This is a genomic window from Microbacterium sp. B35-30, from assembly GCF_010634855.1.
Lineage (GTDB): Bacteria > Actinomycetota > Actinomycetes > Actinomycetales > Microbacteriaceae > Microbacterium.
The window spans coordinates 24,290-38,819 of sequence record NZ_MWLQ01000030.1; the positions used below are offsets into that span (position 1 = coordinate 24,290).

Sequence of the window (14,530 nt, forward strand, 5' to 3'; positions counted from 1 at the left end):
ACCGTGCCGTCGGCGTGCTCTGGAGGGTCATCGCACCTGAAAACTCTGGGGGAATCATGCGCCTCGCATACCGCATCATCTCGTTCACCATCTGCGCGCTCGTCGCGCTGCAGGCGGCGTCCCACGCGTGGGCGTCCGCCGGACTCGGCCTCTACATCGCCGAAGGCGGAGTGGTCGACGCGTCGGCCCAGGAGGGCCCGCCGCCGTTCCCCGAGGTCATGGGCTTCATGATCCACGGCATGAACGGCATGTTCGTCATCCCGCTCCTCGCGCTGGCGCTCTTGATCGTCTCGTTCTTCGCCAAGGTTCCGCGCGGCGTCGCGTTCGCGGCCGCCGTGCTCGTGCTCGTCCTGCTGCAGGTGACGCTCGGCCTGCTCGGCCACGGCATCCCGTTCCTCGGATTCCTGCACGGCATGAACGCGCTGCTGCTGTTCGCGGCCGCGCTCATCGCGGGGTTGCGCGCGTCGAAGAACCGGGTGGCCTCCGCCACGGCGGCGACCACCACCACTGCCGGTGCCGCCGTCTAGAACGGCCCCGGCGGCGAGCCGGTGGGCGTGGTTCGCCCGCCGGCTCGCCGTGGTGGTCGCGGCGATCGCGCTTGCCTTCGTCGGCTGGACGTGGTGGTCGAGCATCCTGCCGGGGACGTACTCCGCGATGGACATGGGCGTGCCGGAGTACGGCGGCGGACCCGGGTCGGCCGCGGTGCACGCCGGAACGCACGGCGACTCGGCGGTCGATGCCGATACAACCGCGGCGGCCACCGGATCCGCGGGCGACCCGACGACCAGCGTGACCGACCTCGTCGCCGACCCCGGCCGACCGGTGGACGTCCGCGTCGAGCTGGTCGCTCGCGCGGAACGCATCACACCCGCCGGCGGCGAGCCGTTCGACGGCTTTACGCTGAACGGCCTCTCGCCCGGTCCAGACATCCGCGCGACGCAGGGCGAGCTGATCGAGGTCGTGCTCCGCAACGACGATGTGCCCGACGGCGTCACGTTGCACTGGCACGGCGTCGACGTGCCGGCCGCGATGGACGGTGTCGCCGGCGTCACGCAGGACGCCGTGCGGGCGGGGGAGAGCTTCACATACCGGTTCGTCGCCGAGCAGTCGGGCACGTTCTGGTATCACTCGCACCAGACCTCGCATCCGCAGGTGGTCGGCGGACTGTTCGGCGCGCTGATCCTCGAACCCGCGGCCGAGATCGATGCCACGGCCGACGCGGTCGCGGCGATCCACACGTACCCGGGCGGGCAGCGCACGATCAACGGTGCCACCGGCGATGGGCACGTCCGGGCGGAGGCCGGTGCGACGGTGCGCGTGCGTCTGATAAACACCGACAGCACGCCGACATCGGCGTGGGTGACCGGCGCGACCTTCCGCGTGCTCGCTATCGACGGGGAGGACCTCCACAGTCCGGGCGAGGTGGAGGAGCGGGCGGTCGGGCTCACCGCGGGCGCGCGCGCCGACCTCGAAGTGGTAGTGCCCCGCCGGGGCGCGGTGCGCGTGCAGGTGCCGGGCGCGTCGCTGGTCATCGGACCCGACGGGGCCGAGGCCGACACGTCGTCCGCGCCGGGCGAGACGGTCGACCTCCTCACGTACGGCGAGCCGGCCGACCCGGGCCTGGATCCCGCCGACGCCGATCGCACATTCAGTTACGACATCGGACGACTGCCGGGATTCCTCGACGGGCTGCCGGGCTACTGGTGGACGATCAACGGCGGCATCCTGCCCGCCGTCCCGATGTACATGGTCGACGAAGGCGACACCGTCGTGATGCGCATCGTGAACAACAGCGGCGAGGTGCATCCGATGCATCTGCACGGCCACCACTTGCTCGTGGTGTCGAGGGACGGGCAGCCGTCGACAGGCAGCCCCTGGTGGGTGGACTCCCTGGACGTCGCGCACGGAGAGTCGTACGAGGTGGCGTTCGTCGCCGACAATCCCGGCATCTGGATGGACCACTGCCACAACCTGCCCCACGCGGCGGAGGGCCTGATGACACACCTGGCGTACACCGGCGTCACGACGCCGTTCCGCCTCGGTCGCGACTCGGGAAACGACCCCGAATGAGCCCGATCGACACGGGCACGCACGCGCGGGCCTCGGGACACCGAGGAACGGGCGGACCGCGCTGAGGTCACCGCCGCGCGAGACCGTGAGAGTGTGGTGCCCGTGGCATCGCCGGCTCCGCTCCCGTCGCATGGCCCGGCTCTCGTCATCCGCCAGGAGGAGCGAGCGGATGCCGAGGCCGACCTGGAGCGATCCGTCGAGCTCCTGCGGGCCGTCGCCACAGGCGTGATCGCGCACGATCGCGTGGTGCGGCTGTACGCCCCCGCGGCCACCGTCGCGATGAGCCGGCGCGAGAGCCGCCTGCCCGGCATCGCGACCGCGCGCCGGGCGTCGAGAGCGCTGGGCTTCGCGCCGGTCATCCGTCCCACCGGCGGCCGCGCCGTCGCCTACGACGAGACGTGCATCGTGTTCGACGTGATCGCTCGCGAGGAGGACGGCGCCATCGACCAGGTGCGGTTCTTCCGGCAGATCGGCGAGGCGCTCGCCGCAGCGCTGCGCGGGCTCGGAGTCGACGCACGGGTCGGCGACGTGCCGGGGGAGTACTGCCCGGGCGAGTTCAGCATCAACGCGCGCGGCGCGGTCAAGCTGATCGGCACCTCGCAGCGCGCGGTTCGGGGCGCGCGGCTGCTCAGCGGGATGCTGCCGCTCGCCGGAGTCGAGCGCTTCACCGACGTGCTCCTCGCAGTCAACGCGGCCCTCGGACTGGACTGGGATCCGGCGACCTTCGGCAGCCTCGGCGCCGAGACGGCGGTCATCCCGCGCGCCGCCGCGGAGGACGCGCTGATCGCCGCACTCGCCGGGGGCTGATCGGCTCAGCCGCCGGTGGATCCGAGCGGCTGCGGGATGCCGCCTCCCGCGGGCCGCAGGGTGCGCGCGTAGTCCTCCTTGAGTACGGCGAGGTGGAACCAGGCCTCGACGTTCGCCACGCCGGGGATCGCGCGGATGCGCTCGAGGCTCGCGTACAGGGAGCCCGCGGAGGGCTCCACGAGTGTCGTGACGACGTCGAAGCGCCCGAGGGTGCGCGCGGCGAAGTCCACGCCGCGCCAGGTGCGCAGGGCCTCCGTCACGCGATCGTCCGCCCCGGCGAGATTGAGCCCGACGCCCATGGAGAGCTGCCGGTGCGCGAGGCCGCGGGCCTCGACGGCGCTGATCTTGATGACGCCGCCGGTGACGAGTCGCTGCACCCGCGTCGTCACGGCAGAGGGCGAGAGCCGCACGGCCTCGCCGAGCGCGCGATAACTCGTGCGTCCATCCCGCTGCAGCTGTTCGATGAGCGCGGTGTCGATGGCGTCGATGGTGACGTCGCCGTGGTACTCCGAGACGAAGAACCCCTTGACCACGTCGGTGTAGATGAGCGTGTTGATGTCGGCGACCCCGGGAAGCGCGCGGATCTCGGCCAGCAGGTCGTGCAGGGCCGGCATCGAGCCGAGCCGCACCTCGGTGACGAGGTCGTGGGCCCCGCCGACGGCTGACACCAGCACCGTCTCACTGAGGCCGCGCAGGTGCTGCGCGACGGGCTCGACCCCGCCGCGGGTGCGGATGGACACGTGTGCCAGCACATGCTGCCCCAGGAACACCGGGTCGACGGCGGCAACCACTCGCACCGTGCCGTCGGCCAGCATCGCGTTGAGGCGCCCCGAGACCGCGGCGCGCGACTGACCCAGCCGGCCTGCGAGCGCATGGATGCTGGCCCGGCCGTCGATCTGCAGCTCACGGATCAGCTCTGCGTCGAAATCCATCGCGATCCTCGATTCGGCGATTTTCCCGCGAACGCACGCGGTCGCATGCAGAAGTCGAGTTTAGGTCGCGTTCAGCCGGATGTCACGTGGTGATTTGCGTAGCACCGTGTTCAAAACGCCAGTTGGATGCGTCGATGGCTGGAGTTCTGCCCTTGCCTGCGGCATCCGTCGTCCCTAGCATCGCTCCCATCCCGACACATCCGCAAAGGAGCGGTCATGACAACCACCAGCAGCAGGGCGAGGCGCGCCGGCATCGCCGCGTTCGTGGGGACCACCATCGAGTGGTACGACTTCTACGTCTACGCGACCGCCGCGGCGCTCGTGTTCGGACCGCTGTTCTTCCCGAGCGGCGATCCCCTCGCCGAGACCGCCGCGGCGTTCGCGACCTTCGCGGTGGCGTTCCTCGTCCGTCCGCTCGGCGGCATCATCTTCGGCCACATCGGCGACAAGCTCGGTCGCCGCGTCTCTCTGGTGATCACGCTGCTGCTGATGGGCGTCTCGACGGTGCTCGTCGGTCTGCTTCCGACGTACGAGACGATCGGCATCGTCGCCCCGATCCTGCTGATCCTGCTGCGGGCGATGCAGGGCCTCGCCGTCGGCGGCGAGTGGGGCGGTGCGGTGCTGATGAGCGTCGAGCACGCGCCCGCCGGCAAGAAGACGTTCTACGGCGGCTTCACGCAGCTGGGCAACCCCGCCGGCGCGCTGCTGGCCTCCGGCATCTTCGCGATCATGTCGCGCTTCGGCGACGACTTCATCATGAACGGCGGCTGGCGCATCCCGTTCCTCCTGTCGATCGTGCTCATCGCCGTCGGCTTCTGGGTGCGCTACCGCGTCGAGGAGTCACCGGTGTTCGAGCAGAAGGTCGAGGGCCGCAAGCAGAGTATGCCGCTCGCCTTCGCGCTGCGCGTCAACTGGAAGCCGATCCTCCTCGGCATCGGCCTGCTGCCGATCTCGACCGGCGGCTACTACCTCGCGACGACGTTCGCGACGGCGTACGCGACCGGCGATCAGATCGGCATGAGCTCGCAGCTGATCCTCGACGCCATGACGATCGCGTCGTTCATCGAGTTCGTGGTGACCTTGCCGGTGGCGTGGCTGGGCGACAAGTGGGGCCGCAAGAACGTCATGTACATCGGACTGGTGACGTCGGTGCTGACCTTCGTGCCGTTCATGCTCCTCCTGCCCGGCAAGATCGAGCCGGTCATCTTCCTCATGGCATCGCTGGTGCGTATCGCGATGAGCTTCACCTACGCGCCGATCGCCGCCATCCTGGCGCAGATGTTCCGCCCGCAGGCCCGCTACACCTCCATCGCGCTGTCGTACGGCGTCGGCGCGGCGATCTGGGCCGGCTTCTCGCCCTGGTTCGCGACGCAGCTGATCGCGTGGACGGGCAGCGTCTGGTCGGTGCTCGCGATGTTCACCGGCATGGCCCTTCTCGCCGGGCTCTGCACGTGGCTCGCACCGCAGCACTCCGACGAGGCGCCGGTGACGGACTCGTTCACGCCGCGCACGGACACCACGGCGTCCCGCACCGCCTGAGGGCGGCGCCGCGGCGCCCTTCAACCCCCGTCCGGCACGACCCGACCACTGAGGAAGACATGCGCAAGCTCGCCCCATTCGACCGCCCCGCGCAGCAGACGCCGCGTCTGCTGACGGCGGCCGCGATCCACACCGTCGACGCGCTCGATCGCACGGCGACCGCGATGCTCACCGATCGGGGCCGGATCGTCGCGGTCGGCACGCCGGACGAGGTGCGGGATGCCGCGGCGGCCGCGGGGCTGGACCCCGAAGTGGTCGACCTCGGCGACGCGGTGGTGGTGCCCGGATTCGTCGACGCGCACGCGCACCCGCTCATGTACGGGCAACTCATGACGTGGGTGGACTGCGGGCCCGAGAAGGCTGGCAGCATCCCCGAGATCGTCGCCCTGCTGCGAGCGGCCGCGGTCGACCTGCCGGCGGGGCGGCCCGTGCGCGGGTACGGCTACGAGCACCGCAACCTGGCCGAGCAGCGGCATCCGACCCGGTTCGAGCTCGATGAGGTCGCCGGCGACCGCGAGGTGTACCTCATGAACGCGTCGGGCCACGGCGGTGTGGTGAACTCGTACACGTTCGCGCAGAACGCCGTCGACCGCGACACCCCGAACCCCGAGGGCGGCGAGTACTTCCGGGACGCGGACGGCGAGCTGACCGGCGAGATCTCGGATGCCGCGTGCAACATGCTCACGGGCGTGCACGGCGTGAAGATCGGCCACCACGGCCCGAACTTCCATCTCGCCGACGAGCCGGAGGAGCACCTGCGGCAGCTGGATGCCGCGACGCAGCGCTTCCTCGCCGGGGGAGTGACGACGCTCGGCGACGCGCAGGTGTCGCGGCGCGAGTTCGACATGTACCTGCGGCTCGCCGAGGCCGGGCGCCTGGAGCTGCGGGTCTCGATGTACCTGCTGTCGCACCTGCTCGACGAGGCGCTCGAGATGGGCCTCGTCGGCCAGTTCGGCAACGCGCATCTGAGCTTCGCCGGCATCAAGCTCTACGCCGACGGCACCCTCGGCGGCTGGACGGCGTACTTCCCCGACGGCTACGTCGGCGACCCGTGCCGCACCGGTCAGCTCTACCACGAGCCCGCCGAGTACGCCGAGCTGATCCGCAAGGCGCACGCGACGGGGCTGCAGACGGCCACGCACGCGCAGTCGCCGACCGCGATCGAGATGGTGGTCTCGGCGATCGAGGCGGCGCTCGCCGAGCGGCCCGACGATGACGCGCGCCACCGCATCGAGCACTGCGGGCTGCCGACACCGGAGCAGATCCGGCGGATGGCGGCAGCCGGCATCCGTCCCGTGAACCAGACCCAGCACTACTTCAACTGGGGCGAGGGCGTGGAGCAGGCGATCGGCACGCCGGGGGAGCGGTTCAACCCGCTCGGCGAGTTCGAGGCGGCGGGCGTGCCCTTCACCATCTCGTCGGACGCGCCGGTCGCCGAGCCGATCCCGCTCGAGGCGATCCAGACGGCGGTCACGCGGGTCACCCGCCGCGGACACACTCTCGGGCCGGACGACCTGCGGGTCTCGCCGCGCGCCGCGCTGCGCGCGCACACCATCGAAGGCGCCGTGTCGCTCGGCCGCGAGGACGACCTCGGCTCGCTCGAGGCCGGCAAGTACGCCGACTTCGCGGTGCTCGGCGGCGACCCGCTCGCGGTCGACGCGGCTGCGATCTCGCATATCCCGGTGCTGGAGACCTGGGTCGGCGGCGAGCGCCGGTTCGCGGCATCCTGAGGCGAGGGGGAGACATGCATGTGACTGACACCGACGCACAGGGCCCGCGGGTCGACGACGACATCGCCGCGCAGTACGCCGACACGACCGGCCGGGCGGTGCTCGAGACGGTGCGCAACTACGGCGTGACGGCCGTCTTCGGCATTCCCGGCACGCACAACCTCGAGCTGTACCGGCCGCTCGCCGACCTCGGCATCCGCGCCGTCACCAACAGGCACGAACAGGGATCGGGGTACGGCGCCGACGGGTGGGCGCAGCAGACCGGACTGCCGGGCGTGGTGATCACCACGTCCGGGCCGGGGCTGCAGAACGCGATGAGCGCGATCGGCACGGCGTTCTGCGAGTCGCGGCCGCTCTTGGTGATCTCGCCCGGTGTGGCGCTCGGCGCCGAGTTCCGCGACGTCGGCACGCTCCACGAGACGAAGGACGCCACCGCCATGGTCGGCGCGATCGCGGAGTGGTCACGTCGCGTGACGAGCGGGGCGGATGCCGTCGACGCGGTGCACGACGCGTTCGCGCTGTTCCGCACCGGGCGACCGCGGCCGGTGCACATCGAGATCCCGCTGGACGTTCTCGAGTCTGCGGCGGACGTGCCCGCCGCCGCCCGCGCGGCCCGGCCCGAGCCGGCTCCCGCGCGCGGCGATGCGGCGGCGGTGCGGGCGGCCGCCGCGCTGCTCGCCGGTGCCGAGCGCCCCGTGATCGTCGCCGGCGGCGGCGCGACGCGCGCCGGGCGCGCCGTCACGGCGCTCGCCGAGCGGCTGGGTGCTCCTGTTCTCACGACGCTCAACGGCAAGGCCACGGTGGACGAGCACCATCCGCTGTCGCTGGGATCGAATCTGCGCCTGGAGGCGGCACGGGCGGTCGCCGAGGACGCCGACGTGCTCCTCGTGCTCGGGTCGAAGCTGGGCGAGGCGGAGCTGTGGGCGCCGGCGCTCGCCGCGCGCGGCGCCGTCGTCCGCGTCGACATCTCGGTGGCGCAGCTGCACAAGAACCTCGACGCGGCCGTGGGCATCGTGGGCGACTGCGGCGCGGTCGTCGAGGACCTGCTGGCCGCGCTGCCCGCCACGGGCCGGCCGTCGCGTGACCTCGAGTCGGAGCGCGCCGCGATCGCCGCCGAGACGCGGACCATCCTGCCCGAGACCGTTGCGCTCGCCGAGACGATCGCGGCGGCGCTGCCGCGCGACGCCATCGTGGCCGGCGACTCCTCGCAGATCGTCTACATGGCGCTGGCCAACGTGCTGCGCCAGTCGCGTCCGCACTCGCTCCTGTACACGCCGACCTACGCCACCCTCGGCTATGGCCTTCCCGCTGCGATCGGCGCGCGTGTCGCCCAGCCCGCCGGCGCGGGGCGCCACGTCGTCGCGGTCGTCGGCGACGGCGCGCTCATGTTCTGCGTCAACGAGCTGGCGACGGCGGTCGAGCAGCGCCTCGACCTCACCGTGGTGTGCGTCGACAACGGCGGATACGCCGAGATCAAGCAGAACGAGGTGGACCGCGGCATCCGTCCCATCGGCGTCGATCTCGTGCAGCCCGACTGGGTCGCACTCGCGAACGCGTTCGGGGCGACCGGGCGGCGCGCCGAGACGCCGGACGAGATCGAACCTGCGCTCGTCGCGGCGATCGCGGCCGGCGGCGTGCAGCTGGTGCACCTTCCTCAGACCATCGGCGCCCAGAGCGCCGCCCCCGCCACGCCGAGAGGTGAGTCATGACCGAGCACGACCCGAACCCGCAGCCCCACGAGCCGGTCGGTCCGGTCGACGCCTCGGTGAACCCGCGCTACGCGGGCATCGCGACGTTCGCGCGCCTGCCCCGCATCGAGGACGTGCCGCGTGCCGACGTCGCGATCGTCGGCATCCCGTTCGACACCGGCGTGAGCTACCGGCCCGGCGCACGGTTCGGCCCCTCGCACGTGCGCGAGTCGTCACGGCTGCTGCGCCCGTACAATCCGGCGCAGGACGTGTCGCCGTTCGCCGAGGCGCAGGTCGTCGACGCGGGCGACATCCCGGCGAACCCGTTCGACATCGGCGAGGCGGTCGCCGACATCGAGACCGCGGCGACGGCACTCGGCGCCCGCGTCGACCGCATCGTCAGCGTCGGCGGCGACCACACCATCGCGCTCCCGCTGCTGCGGGCCTTGACGAAGAAGCACGGCCCGGTCGCGGTGCTGCACTTCGACGCGCACCTGGACACGTGGGACACCTACTTCGGCGCGCCCATCACGCATGGCACACCCTTCCGGCGCGCGAGCGAGGAGGGACTGATCGACCTCACCGCGAGCTGCCATGTCGGCACGCGCGGCCCGCTGTACTCCAAGCAGGACCTCGATGACGACGAGCGCCTGGGGTTCTCGATCGTCTCGAGCGTCGACATCGAGGAGCGCGGGGTCGAAGCGGCGATCGAGCGGGTGCGGCGCCGTGTCGGCGATCGGCCGCTGTACATCTCCATCGACATCGACGTGCTCGACCCCGCGCACGCCCCGGGCACCGGAACACCCGAGGCGGGCGGCATGACGAGCCGGGAGCTGCTCCGGATGCTGCGAGCCCTGAGCGATCTCGACGTCGTCGGCGCGGACGTGGTCGAGGTGTCGCCCGCGTACGACCACGCACAGCTGACCGGCATCGCGGCGAGTCACGTCGTCTACGAGCTGGTCACCCTGATGGCGGCCCGGATCGGAGCCGGCCGGCGCGGCGGCACGCAGGGCTAGCGTGCTCGTTCCTCGTCTGCAACCCCCTGCACACGCCGCGGCGCCGGTCACAGGGTGGAAGCACATGCAGAGGAGGGCGCTATGAGCGGCTATGCAGAGGATGCGCGGAACTCGGAGCAGACGATGGGCGTCGGCGACGCGAGGACCGGCGCGACGACAGACGCGACCACGGGTGTGACGCGAGACCCGGCCAGTGGTGTCACGCCCGGTGAGACGCCGAGTGCGATGACAGGCGCGTCGACGGAGGCCCACGAGTACGCCGCGACGACGGATCACGAGCTGATCCGCAGGTGGGCCGAAGATCGGCATGCAACACCGGCGACGGTCGGCGGCGAGGAGGGCGACGGCGTCACCGGCGAGCTCCGTCTGGACTTCGACTTCGGCAACGATCTCGAAGACCTGCGCGAGGTCACCTGGGACGAGTGGTTCCGGGCCTTCGACGAGCGCGGAGTGGAGTTCGTCTACCAGGACACCACGCGCGCCGACGGGTCACGCTCGAACGACTTCCACCTCGAGCAGCGCCGCGCCGTCTGAGCAGCACGGGGCGGTGCGTGCGAGCGCGCCGTCCCTATAGGCGACACTGGGCGAATGGGTTTCACGCGCGCCGAGCTGCAGACGTACCAGGGGCGCAGCATCCCTGATCTGATGCCCGAGTACCCGCGACTCGTGTTCGCGGGGATCAACCCGGGCCTCTGGACCGCGGCGACGGGCGTGCCTTTCGCGTACCCGGGCAATCGCTTCTACCCGGCGCTGGTCGCGGCGGGCATCATTCCGCGGATGCCGCAGATCGACGCCGACGGCATGGCTGAGGCCGACCGCCGGATGATCCTCGACGCGGGCATCGGGATCACGAGCGTCGTACGCCGCGCCACGGCACGGGCCGACGAGCTCAGCCGGGCCGAACTGCGCGAGGGCGCCGAGCGGCTTGCCCGTGACGTCGCCGGATGGCAGGCCCGCGTCGTGGCGATCGCCGGACTCACCGCGTACCGGCAGGGGTTCGCGCGCCCGCGCGCGGTGGCCGGCCGTCAGACGGAGCGCCTGGGCGGCGCCGAGCTCTGGGTCGTTCCCAACCCGAGCGGCCTGAACGCCCACGCCACCGTCGCCACGCTGGCCGCCGCGTATGCCGAACCCGCCCGCGCGGCCGGAGTCATCGCGTGAGCACCGACATCGGTGAGGGCAGGACACCCGAAAGGGCCTCGCGCCCGCGGCCGGGCATCCGCCGCCGTGCGATCGCGGGCGTGCTGCTGATCGCCACCATCGGCGCCGGACTCCTCGTGTACCGTGCACTGCCCGGTACCGCGGCCACCGACATCGCGGGCGACGCGCTGTACGCGGTCGCCGCCTACCTCGCGGTGGTGCTGGTCGCCCCGCGGCTGCCGCCGCTCGTCGTCGGCGGGATCGCGGCAGCCTGGTGCACGGCGGTCGAGCTGTTCCAGCTGACCGGTCTGCCGCTCGTCTGGGGCGCGCAGTTCGCACCCGTTACGCTCGTGCTCGGCACCGTGTTCGATACGCGGGACCTCGTCGTGTATCTCGTGACCATCGCCCTGGCCACAGCGCTCGACGCCGGTCTCCACGCGGTCCGGCACGCCCGCCGCTGAGTGCTCCCGCGAGGGCGCGGTCGGGTGGTTGCGAGCGTGTGTGGTGCGGTGAGCGGGCGGATGCCGCGGCTCAGGGGGCAGCATCCGTCCCGGTGGGTGCGGCGCGGGCGCGTGCGACGACGATCCCGCGCTGCGACGTCGGGAACCGGTCGAGCATCGCGCGCAGCTCTGCCGCGTCGACATCCGCCCCGAACGCCTCGGCGCCCGGCTCGAGCATGATGCCGGCGGAGAGAGGGCCCGCGAGCACGGGGTCGAAACCCAGGTCGTCCACGAGGCGCATGACCGCGGCGACGCCGGCGGGGTCGTCGCCGGCGATCGCGATCGCCTTGCGGCCCGGTGTTCCGGCCGGCCGGGCCTCGTCGTCGAGGTCGCGGTAGCCCATGTGGTTGAACGCCTTCACCACCCGCGAGTCCGGCAGAGAACGCTGCACGGTCTCGCTGGTCGACGTGCGCAGGTCGCCGAAGTCGGACCGGAGGCCGTCGACCTCCCACCAGTAGTTCATGGCATCGATGACGAGGGCGCCCCGCAGCGCTTCGACGGGGAGGGTGTGGTGCTGGGGGAGGGGCAGCGCGAGGACGACCGCATCGGCGTCGCGCGCGACGACGGATGCCGCGGCCGCGGTCGCGCCGGGAGCAGCGGCCGCGAGGGTGGCGGTGATCCGGGCCGGGTCTCCGGATCCGGCGACGAGCACCCGGTATCCCGCGGCGGTCGCGAGGCGCGCGAGCACCAGACCGACACGTCCCGCCCCGATGATGCCCAGGACGCGGATCGTGCGCTCCCCGCCGTCGTCAGTGCTCACCGGCTCAGGCTAACCAAAGGCGCGCGGTTGCGGCATCCGTCATCGCGACCGACCATGGGGGAATGGGGGATGCCGAGACAGACGACCCGGCTGCGGTCGGGCCCGTTCCGCCGCGGGTGGAGTCGCAAGCGCCGCCGACGCGCTCGCGCCGCCCGGTGCGCGTCTGGCTGCTCGCCGCGCTCGCCGCGGTGGTGGTCGCCGGCGGGCTGGCGGCCGTGTGGCTGCTGCAGCCGCCCGTGACCGAGGCATCCGCTCCACCCGTGCCGTCGGCGACGGCCACGGCGACGGCGGATCCCCGCCCGACTCCGACGCCCACGCCGACGCCGACCCCCACACCGACGCCCGCCGGCTTCGCGGCGAACACCGCGTCGTACGACGTGACGACCCTGCCGCAGGTGAACGTGTTCGCCGTCGTCCCGGGGCTGCCCGTCGACGATGCCGCGTTCGCGGGCCCACTGCCCGCGCAGGCGACGGCGCACGGACTCGGCGCGCCGATCTGGGCCGATCCCTCCGGGCAGCCGGTGGCCTACCTGCCGCACGAGTTCCCGTACGGCGGCACCGCCGTGCCCGTCGTCGAGGAGCAGGAGCACTGGGTGAAGGTGCTGCTGACCGGGCGCCAGGCCGTGCCGTCGCAGGGCAACCCCGCGCAGATCAGCGGGTGGCTGCGCAAGAGCGACGTGCAGCTCGCCCCGAGCGACACGAGCGTCGTGGTGAGCATCTCGGGCCGCACGATCGACATCGTCCGCGCCGGGGTGGCCGAGCGGGTCGCGACCGACTTCGCCTGGGGCACGGAGCGCACGCCGACCCCCCTCGGGCGCGCGTTCATCATGACCACCCGGGTCGTGCCCGAATACGGGTACACGCGCGGGCACCCCATCGTGTACCTGTCGGTGCAGTCGCCGACCCTCGACGGCTTCGGCGGGGCGGATGTCGCGGTGACGGCGTTCCACTACCACGACGACCGTTCGGGGCCGATCTCGAACGGGTGTCTCCGCGTCGACCCCACGGCGATCACCAAGCTTTCGGAGTTGCCCCTCGGGACGCCGGTGATCGTCAATCCGTGAGCGGACGGTCCCAGATCGGTGAGAGCGTCGGCACCCCGATCAGACGAACGGTCGCGTGACGTCGATGATTCGGCGCAGGCACAGCTCGACCGCAGCGCCCGCCGCCAGCTCGGTGCGGCTTCCTGCCGTCGGGGTGCCCAGTGCGCTCTGATACTCGGCAAGCGCTTCGCTCGCGCCTCGGAACCGATCGGACGCCGCCGGGTCGCCGAGCGGAGTGGCGACGAGGTCCGCGGATTCCCGGATCGCGTGGGCGAGGCGGTCGCGCACGGCATCGGTCAGCGTGACGTCTGCGGACGCGTGCAGTTCGACCAGCAGGTCGATGAGCTCGCGGGTGAGGAACGCCGTGCGCTCGAGTGCGGCCATGCGGCGCGCGTTCTCCTCACGCTCCTCCTGGTGGCGCCGGCGGCGAGGATTCGCGCGAGCGCTCTCGTCCGCTTCGTCGACCACTTCGGTCACCGCCGACCGCGTGACGCTGAGATCGTCCAGAGCAGCGCGGAAGCGGTCCGGATCCAGCCGGTCGTCCGCCACTGCCTCCGCGGCGTCCCGCAGCAGCGTCGTGACGGCGTCGCGCAGCGCCGAGAGCCGCTCGCTCGCGCGGCGGAGGTACAGCGGAGGCACGACGATGAGATTCACCGCGATGCCCACCACGACGCCGAACGCCGTCGTGCCGAGGTAGGAGATCGAGAAGCCCTCGGGATCGCCACCCGCGGCCAGCAGCACGAAGAGCGCCGCAAGCGCCACCCAGTCGGCGCCGGCGCCGAGCAGCCGCCATCCGCCGAGCAGCACGCCGACGCCGAGCACGACGCCGAGCACGACGCCGCCGGGAACCCCCAGCCGGAGCGCGGCGATGCCGCACAGGCTGAGCGCGATGCCCATCGCGAGTCCCATCAGCACCTGCACGCCCACCTGAGCGGAGCGCGCGATCGTCGGGTGCATGGTCACGAGCGCGCCGAGCGGGGCGTAGTAGGAGTACTGGTCCTCCGTGAACGGGATGAGCGGCGCCAGATACCACGCCAGCACCGCCGCCAAAGAGGTCTTGATCGCCAGCAGCAGGCGTGGCTGATCGGCGAGTCGCGCCGTGTAAGAGACGGCGCGGCGCAGCGGCCGGGTGTGCTCGGCGATGGCGGCCTCCTGAGGTGGGTCGCAGGCAAACGTACTCGCTGCCTCGATCTGCGTACCGGACTTGCGCCCATCAGCGCCCGGAGGTAGCCAGTCGAGTGCGTCGCCGCCCGGCTCGATCCCCACGCGCCGTGGGATGCTGGAGTCGCCCCATACCGCACCTCGGAG

14 protein-coding genes are annotated in these 14,530 nt (G+C 72.0%); 11 read left to right on the top strand and 3 right to left on the bottom strand.

The window, feature by feature from the left end; all coding sequences use genetic code 11:
- The first annotated feature begins 56 nt into the window (after positions 1–56).
- The 3 genes from B2K11_RS16190 to B2K11_RS16200 all read left to right on the top strand — a co-directional run bounded on the left by B2K11_RS16190 (position 57) and on the right by B2K11_RS16200 (position 2,877).
- Positions 57–527: a hypothetical protein gene (locus B2K11_RS16190; RefSeq protein ID WP_163619737.1), complete on the top strand. Its 471-nt coding sequence runs from the start codon at positions 57–59 to the stop codon at positions 525–527.
- Positions 514–2,070: a multicopper oxidase family protein gene (locus B2K11_RS16195; RefSeq protein ID WP_239526157.1), complete on the top strand. Its 1,557-nt coding sequence runs from the start codon at positions 514–516 to the stop codon at positions 2,068–2,070. The genes B2K11_RS16190 and B2K11_RS16195 overlap by 14 nt, the downstream gene beginning before the upstream one ends.
- Positions 2,071–2,172: 102 nt before the next feature.
- Positions 2,173–2,877, top strand: coding sequence for a lipoate--protein ligase family protein (locus tag B2K11_RS16200; protein WP_163619739.1), 705 nt, complete (start codon positions 2,173–2,175; stop codon positions 2,875–2,877).
- A gap of 5 nt (positions 2,878–2,882) precedes the next feature.
- Here the strand turns inward: B2K11_RS16200 and B2K11_RS16205 are convergent, their stop codons facing one another.
- Positions 2,883–3,809, bottom strand: coding sequence for an Lrp/AsnC family transcriptional regulator (locus B2K11_RS16205; protein ID WP_163619741.1), 927 nt, complete (start codon positions 3,807–3,809; stop codon positions 2,883–2,885).
- 216 nt (positions 3,810–4,025) lie between these two features.
- Between B2K11_RS16205 and B2K11_RS16210 the strand changes: the two genes are divergently transcribed.
- The 7 genes from B2K11_RS16210 to B2K11_RS16240 all read left to right on the top strand — a co-directional run bounded on the left by B2K11_RS16210 (position 4,026) and on the right by B2K11_RS16240 (position 11,380).
- Positions 4,026–5,348: an MFS transporter gene (locus tag B2K11_RS16210; protein ID WP_163619743.1), complete on the top strand. Its 1,323-nt coding sequence runs from the start codon at positions 4,026–4,028 to the stop codon at positions 5,346–5,348.
- A gap of 59 nt (positions 5,349–5,407) precedes the next feature.
- Positions 5,408–7,078: an amidohydrolase gene (locus B2K11_RS16215; protein WP_163619745.1), complete on the top strand. Its 1,671-nt coding sequence runs from the start codon at positions 5,408–5,410 to the stop codon at positions 7,076–7,078.
- Positions 7,079–7,092: 14 nt separating this feature from the next.
- Positions 7,093–8,787, top strand: a complete 1,695-nt coding sequence (locus B2K11_RS16220; protein ID WP_163619747.1) for a thiamine pyrophosphate-dependent enzyme — start codon at positions 7,093–7,095, stop codon at positions 8,785–8,787.
- Positions 8,784–9,782 carry an agmatinase gene (speB, locus tag B2K11_RS16225; RefSeq protein ID WP_163619749.1) on the top strand — a complete coding sequence of 333 codons (999 nt, stop codon included), beginning with the start codon at positions 8,784–8,786 and terminating at the stop codon, positions 9,780–9,782. The genes B2K11_RS16220 and speB overlap by 4 nt, the downstream gene beginning before the upstream one ends.
- Before the next feature lie 81 nt (positions 9,783–9,863).
- On the top strand, positions 9,864–10,316 hold the full coding sequence (locus B2K11_RS16230; RefSeq protein ID WP_163619750.1) for a hypothetical protein: 453 nt from the start codon (positions 9,864–9,866) through the stop codon (positions 10,314–10,316).
- A 54-nt stretch (positions 10,317–10,370) separates the two neighbouring features.
- Positions 10,371–10,940, top strand: a complete 570-nt coding sequence (locus B2K11_RS16235) for a mismatch-specific DNA-glycosylase (RefSeq protein ID WP_163619752.1) — start codon at positions 10,371–10,373, stop codon at positions 10,938–10,940.
- Complete coding sequence (locus B2K11_RS16240) at positions 10,937–11,380, top strand: DUF2809 domain-containing protein (protein ID WP_239526160.1); 444 nt, start codon at positions 10,937–10,939, stop codon at positions 11,378–11,380. The genes B2K11_RS16235 and B2K11_RS16240 overlap by 4 nt, the downstream gene beginning before the upstream one ends.
- A 70-nt stretch (positions 11,381–11,450) precedes the next feature.
- On the opposite strand, the gene B2K11_RS16245 is transcribed toward B2K11_RS16240, so the two are convergent.
- Complete coding sequence (locus B2K11_RS16245) at positions 11,451–12,179, bottom strand: NAD(P)-binding domain-containing protein (RefSeq protein WP_204260160.1); 729 nt, start codon at positions 12,177–12,179, stop codon at positions 11,451–11,453.
- Between the two features lie 62 nt (positions 12,180–12,241).
- On the opposite strand from B2K11_RS16245, the gene B2K11_RS16250 reads away from it, so the two are divergent.
- Positions 12,242–13,243: a L,D-transpeptidase gene (locus B2K11_RS16250; protein ID WP_239526161.1), complete on the top strand. Its 1,002-nt coding sequence runs from the start codon at positions 12,242–12,244 to the stop codon at positions 13,241–13,243.
- A 39-nt stretch (positions 13,244–13,282) separates the two neighbouring features.
- Here B2K11_RS16250 and B2K11_RS16255 read toward each other — a convergent pair whose 3' ends face one another.
- On the bottom strand, positions 13,283–14,488 hold the full coding sequence (locus B2K11_RS16255) for an FUSC family protein (RefSeq protein ID WP_239526162.1): 1,206 nt from the start codon (positions 14,486–14,488) through the stop codon (positions 13,283–13,285).
- Between the last annotated feature and the right edge of the window lie 42 nt (positions 14,489–14,530).

Coding starts and splice junctions, on each gene's coding strand:
- B2K11_RS16190 (WP_163619737.1), top strand. CDS start 57: ATGCGCCTCGCATACCGCATCATCTCGTTCACCATCTGCGCGCTCGTC.
- B2K11_RS16205 (WP_163619741.1), bottom strand. CDS start 3,809: ATGGATTTCGACGCAGAGCTGATCCGTGAGCTGCAGATCGACGGCCGG.
- B2K11_RS16210 (WP_163619743.1), top strand. CDS start 4,026: ATGACAACCACCAGCAGCAGGGCGAGGCGCGCCGGCATCGCCGCGTTC.
- B2K11_RS16215 (WP_163619745.1), top strand. CDS start 5,408: ATGCGCAAGCTCGCCCCATTCGACCGCCCCGCGCAGCAGACGCCGCGT.
- B2K11_RS16220 (WP_163619747.1), top strand. CDS start 7,093: ATGCATGTGACTGACACCGACGCACAGGGCCCGCGGGTCGACGACGAC.
- speB (WP_163619749.1), top strand. CDS start 8,784: ATGACCGAGCACGACCCGAACCCGCAGCCCCACGAGCCGGTCGGTCCG.
- B2K11_RS16230 (WP_163619750.1), top strand. CDS start 9,864: ATGAGCGGCTATGCAGAGGATGCGCGGAACTCGGAGCAGACGATGGGC.
- B2K11_RS16235 (WP_163619752.1), top strand. CDS start 10,371: ATGGGTTTCACGCGCGCCGAGCTGCAGACGTACCAGGGGCGCAGCATC.
- B2K11_RS16250 (WP_239526161.1), top strand. CDS start 12,242: ATGGGGGATGCCGAGACAGACGACCCGGCTGCGGTCGGGCCCGTTCCG.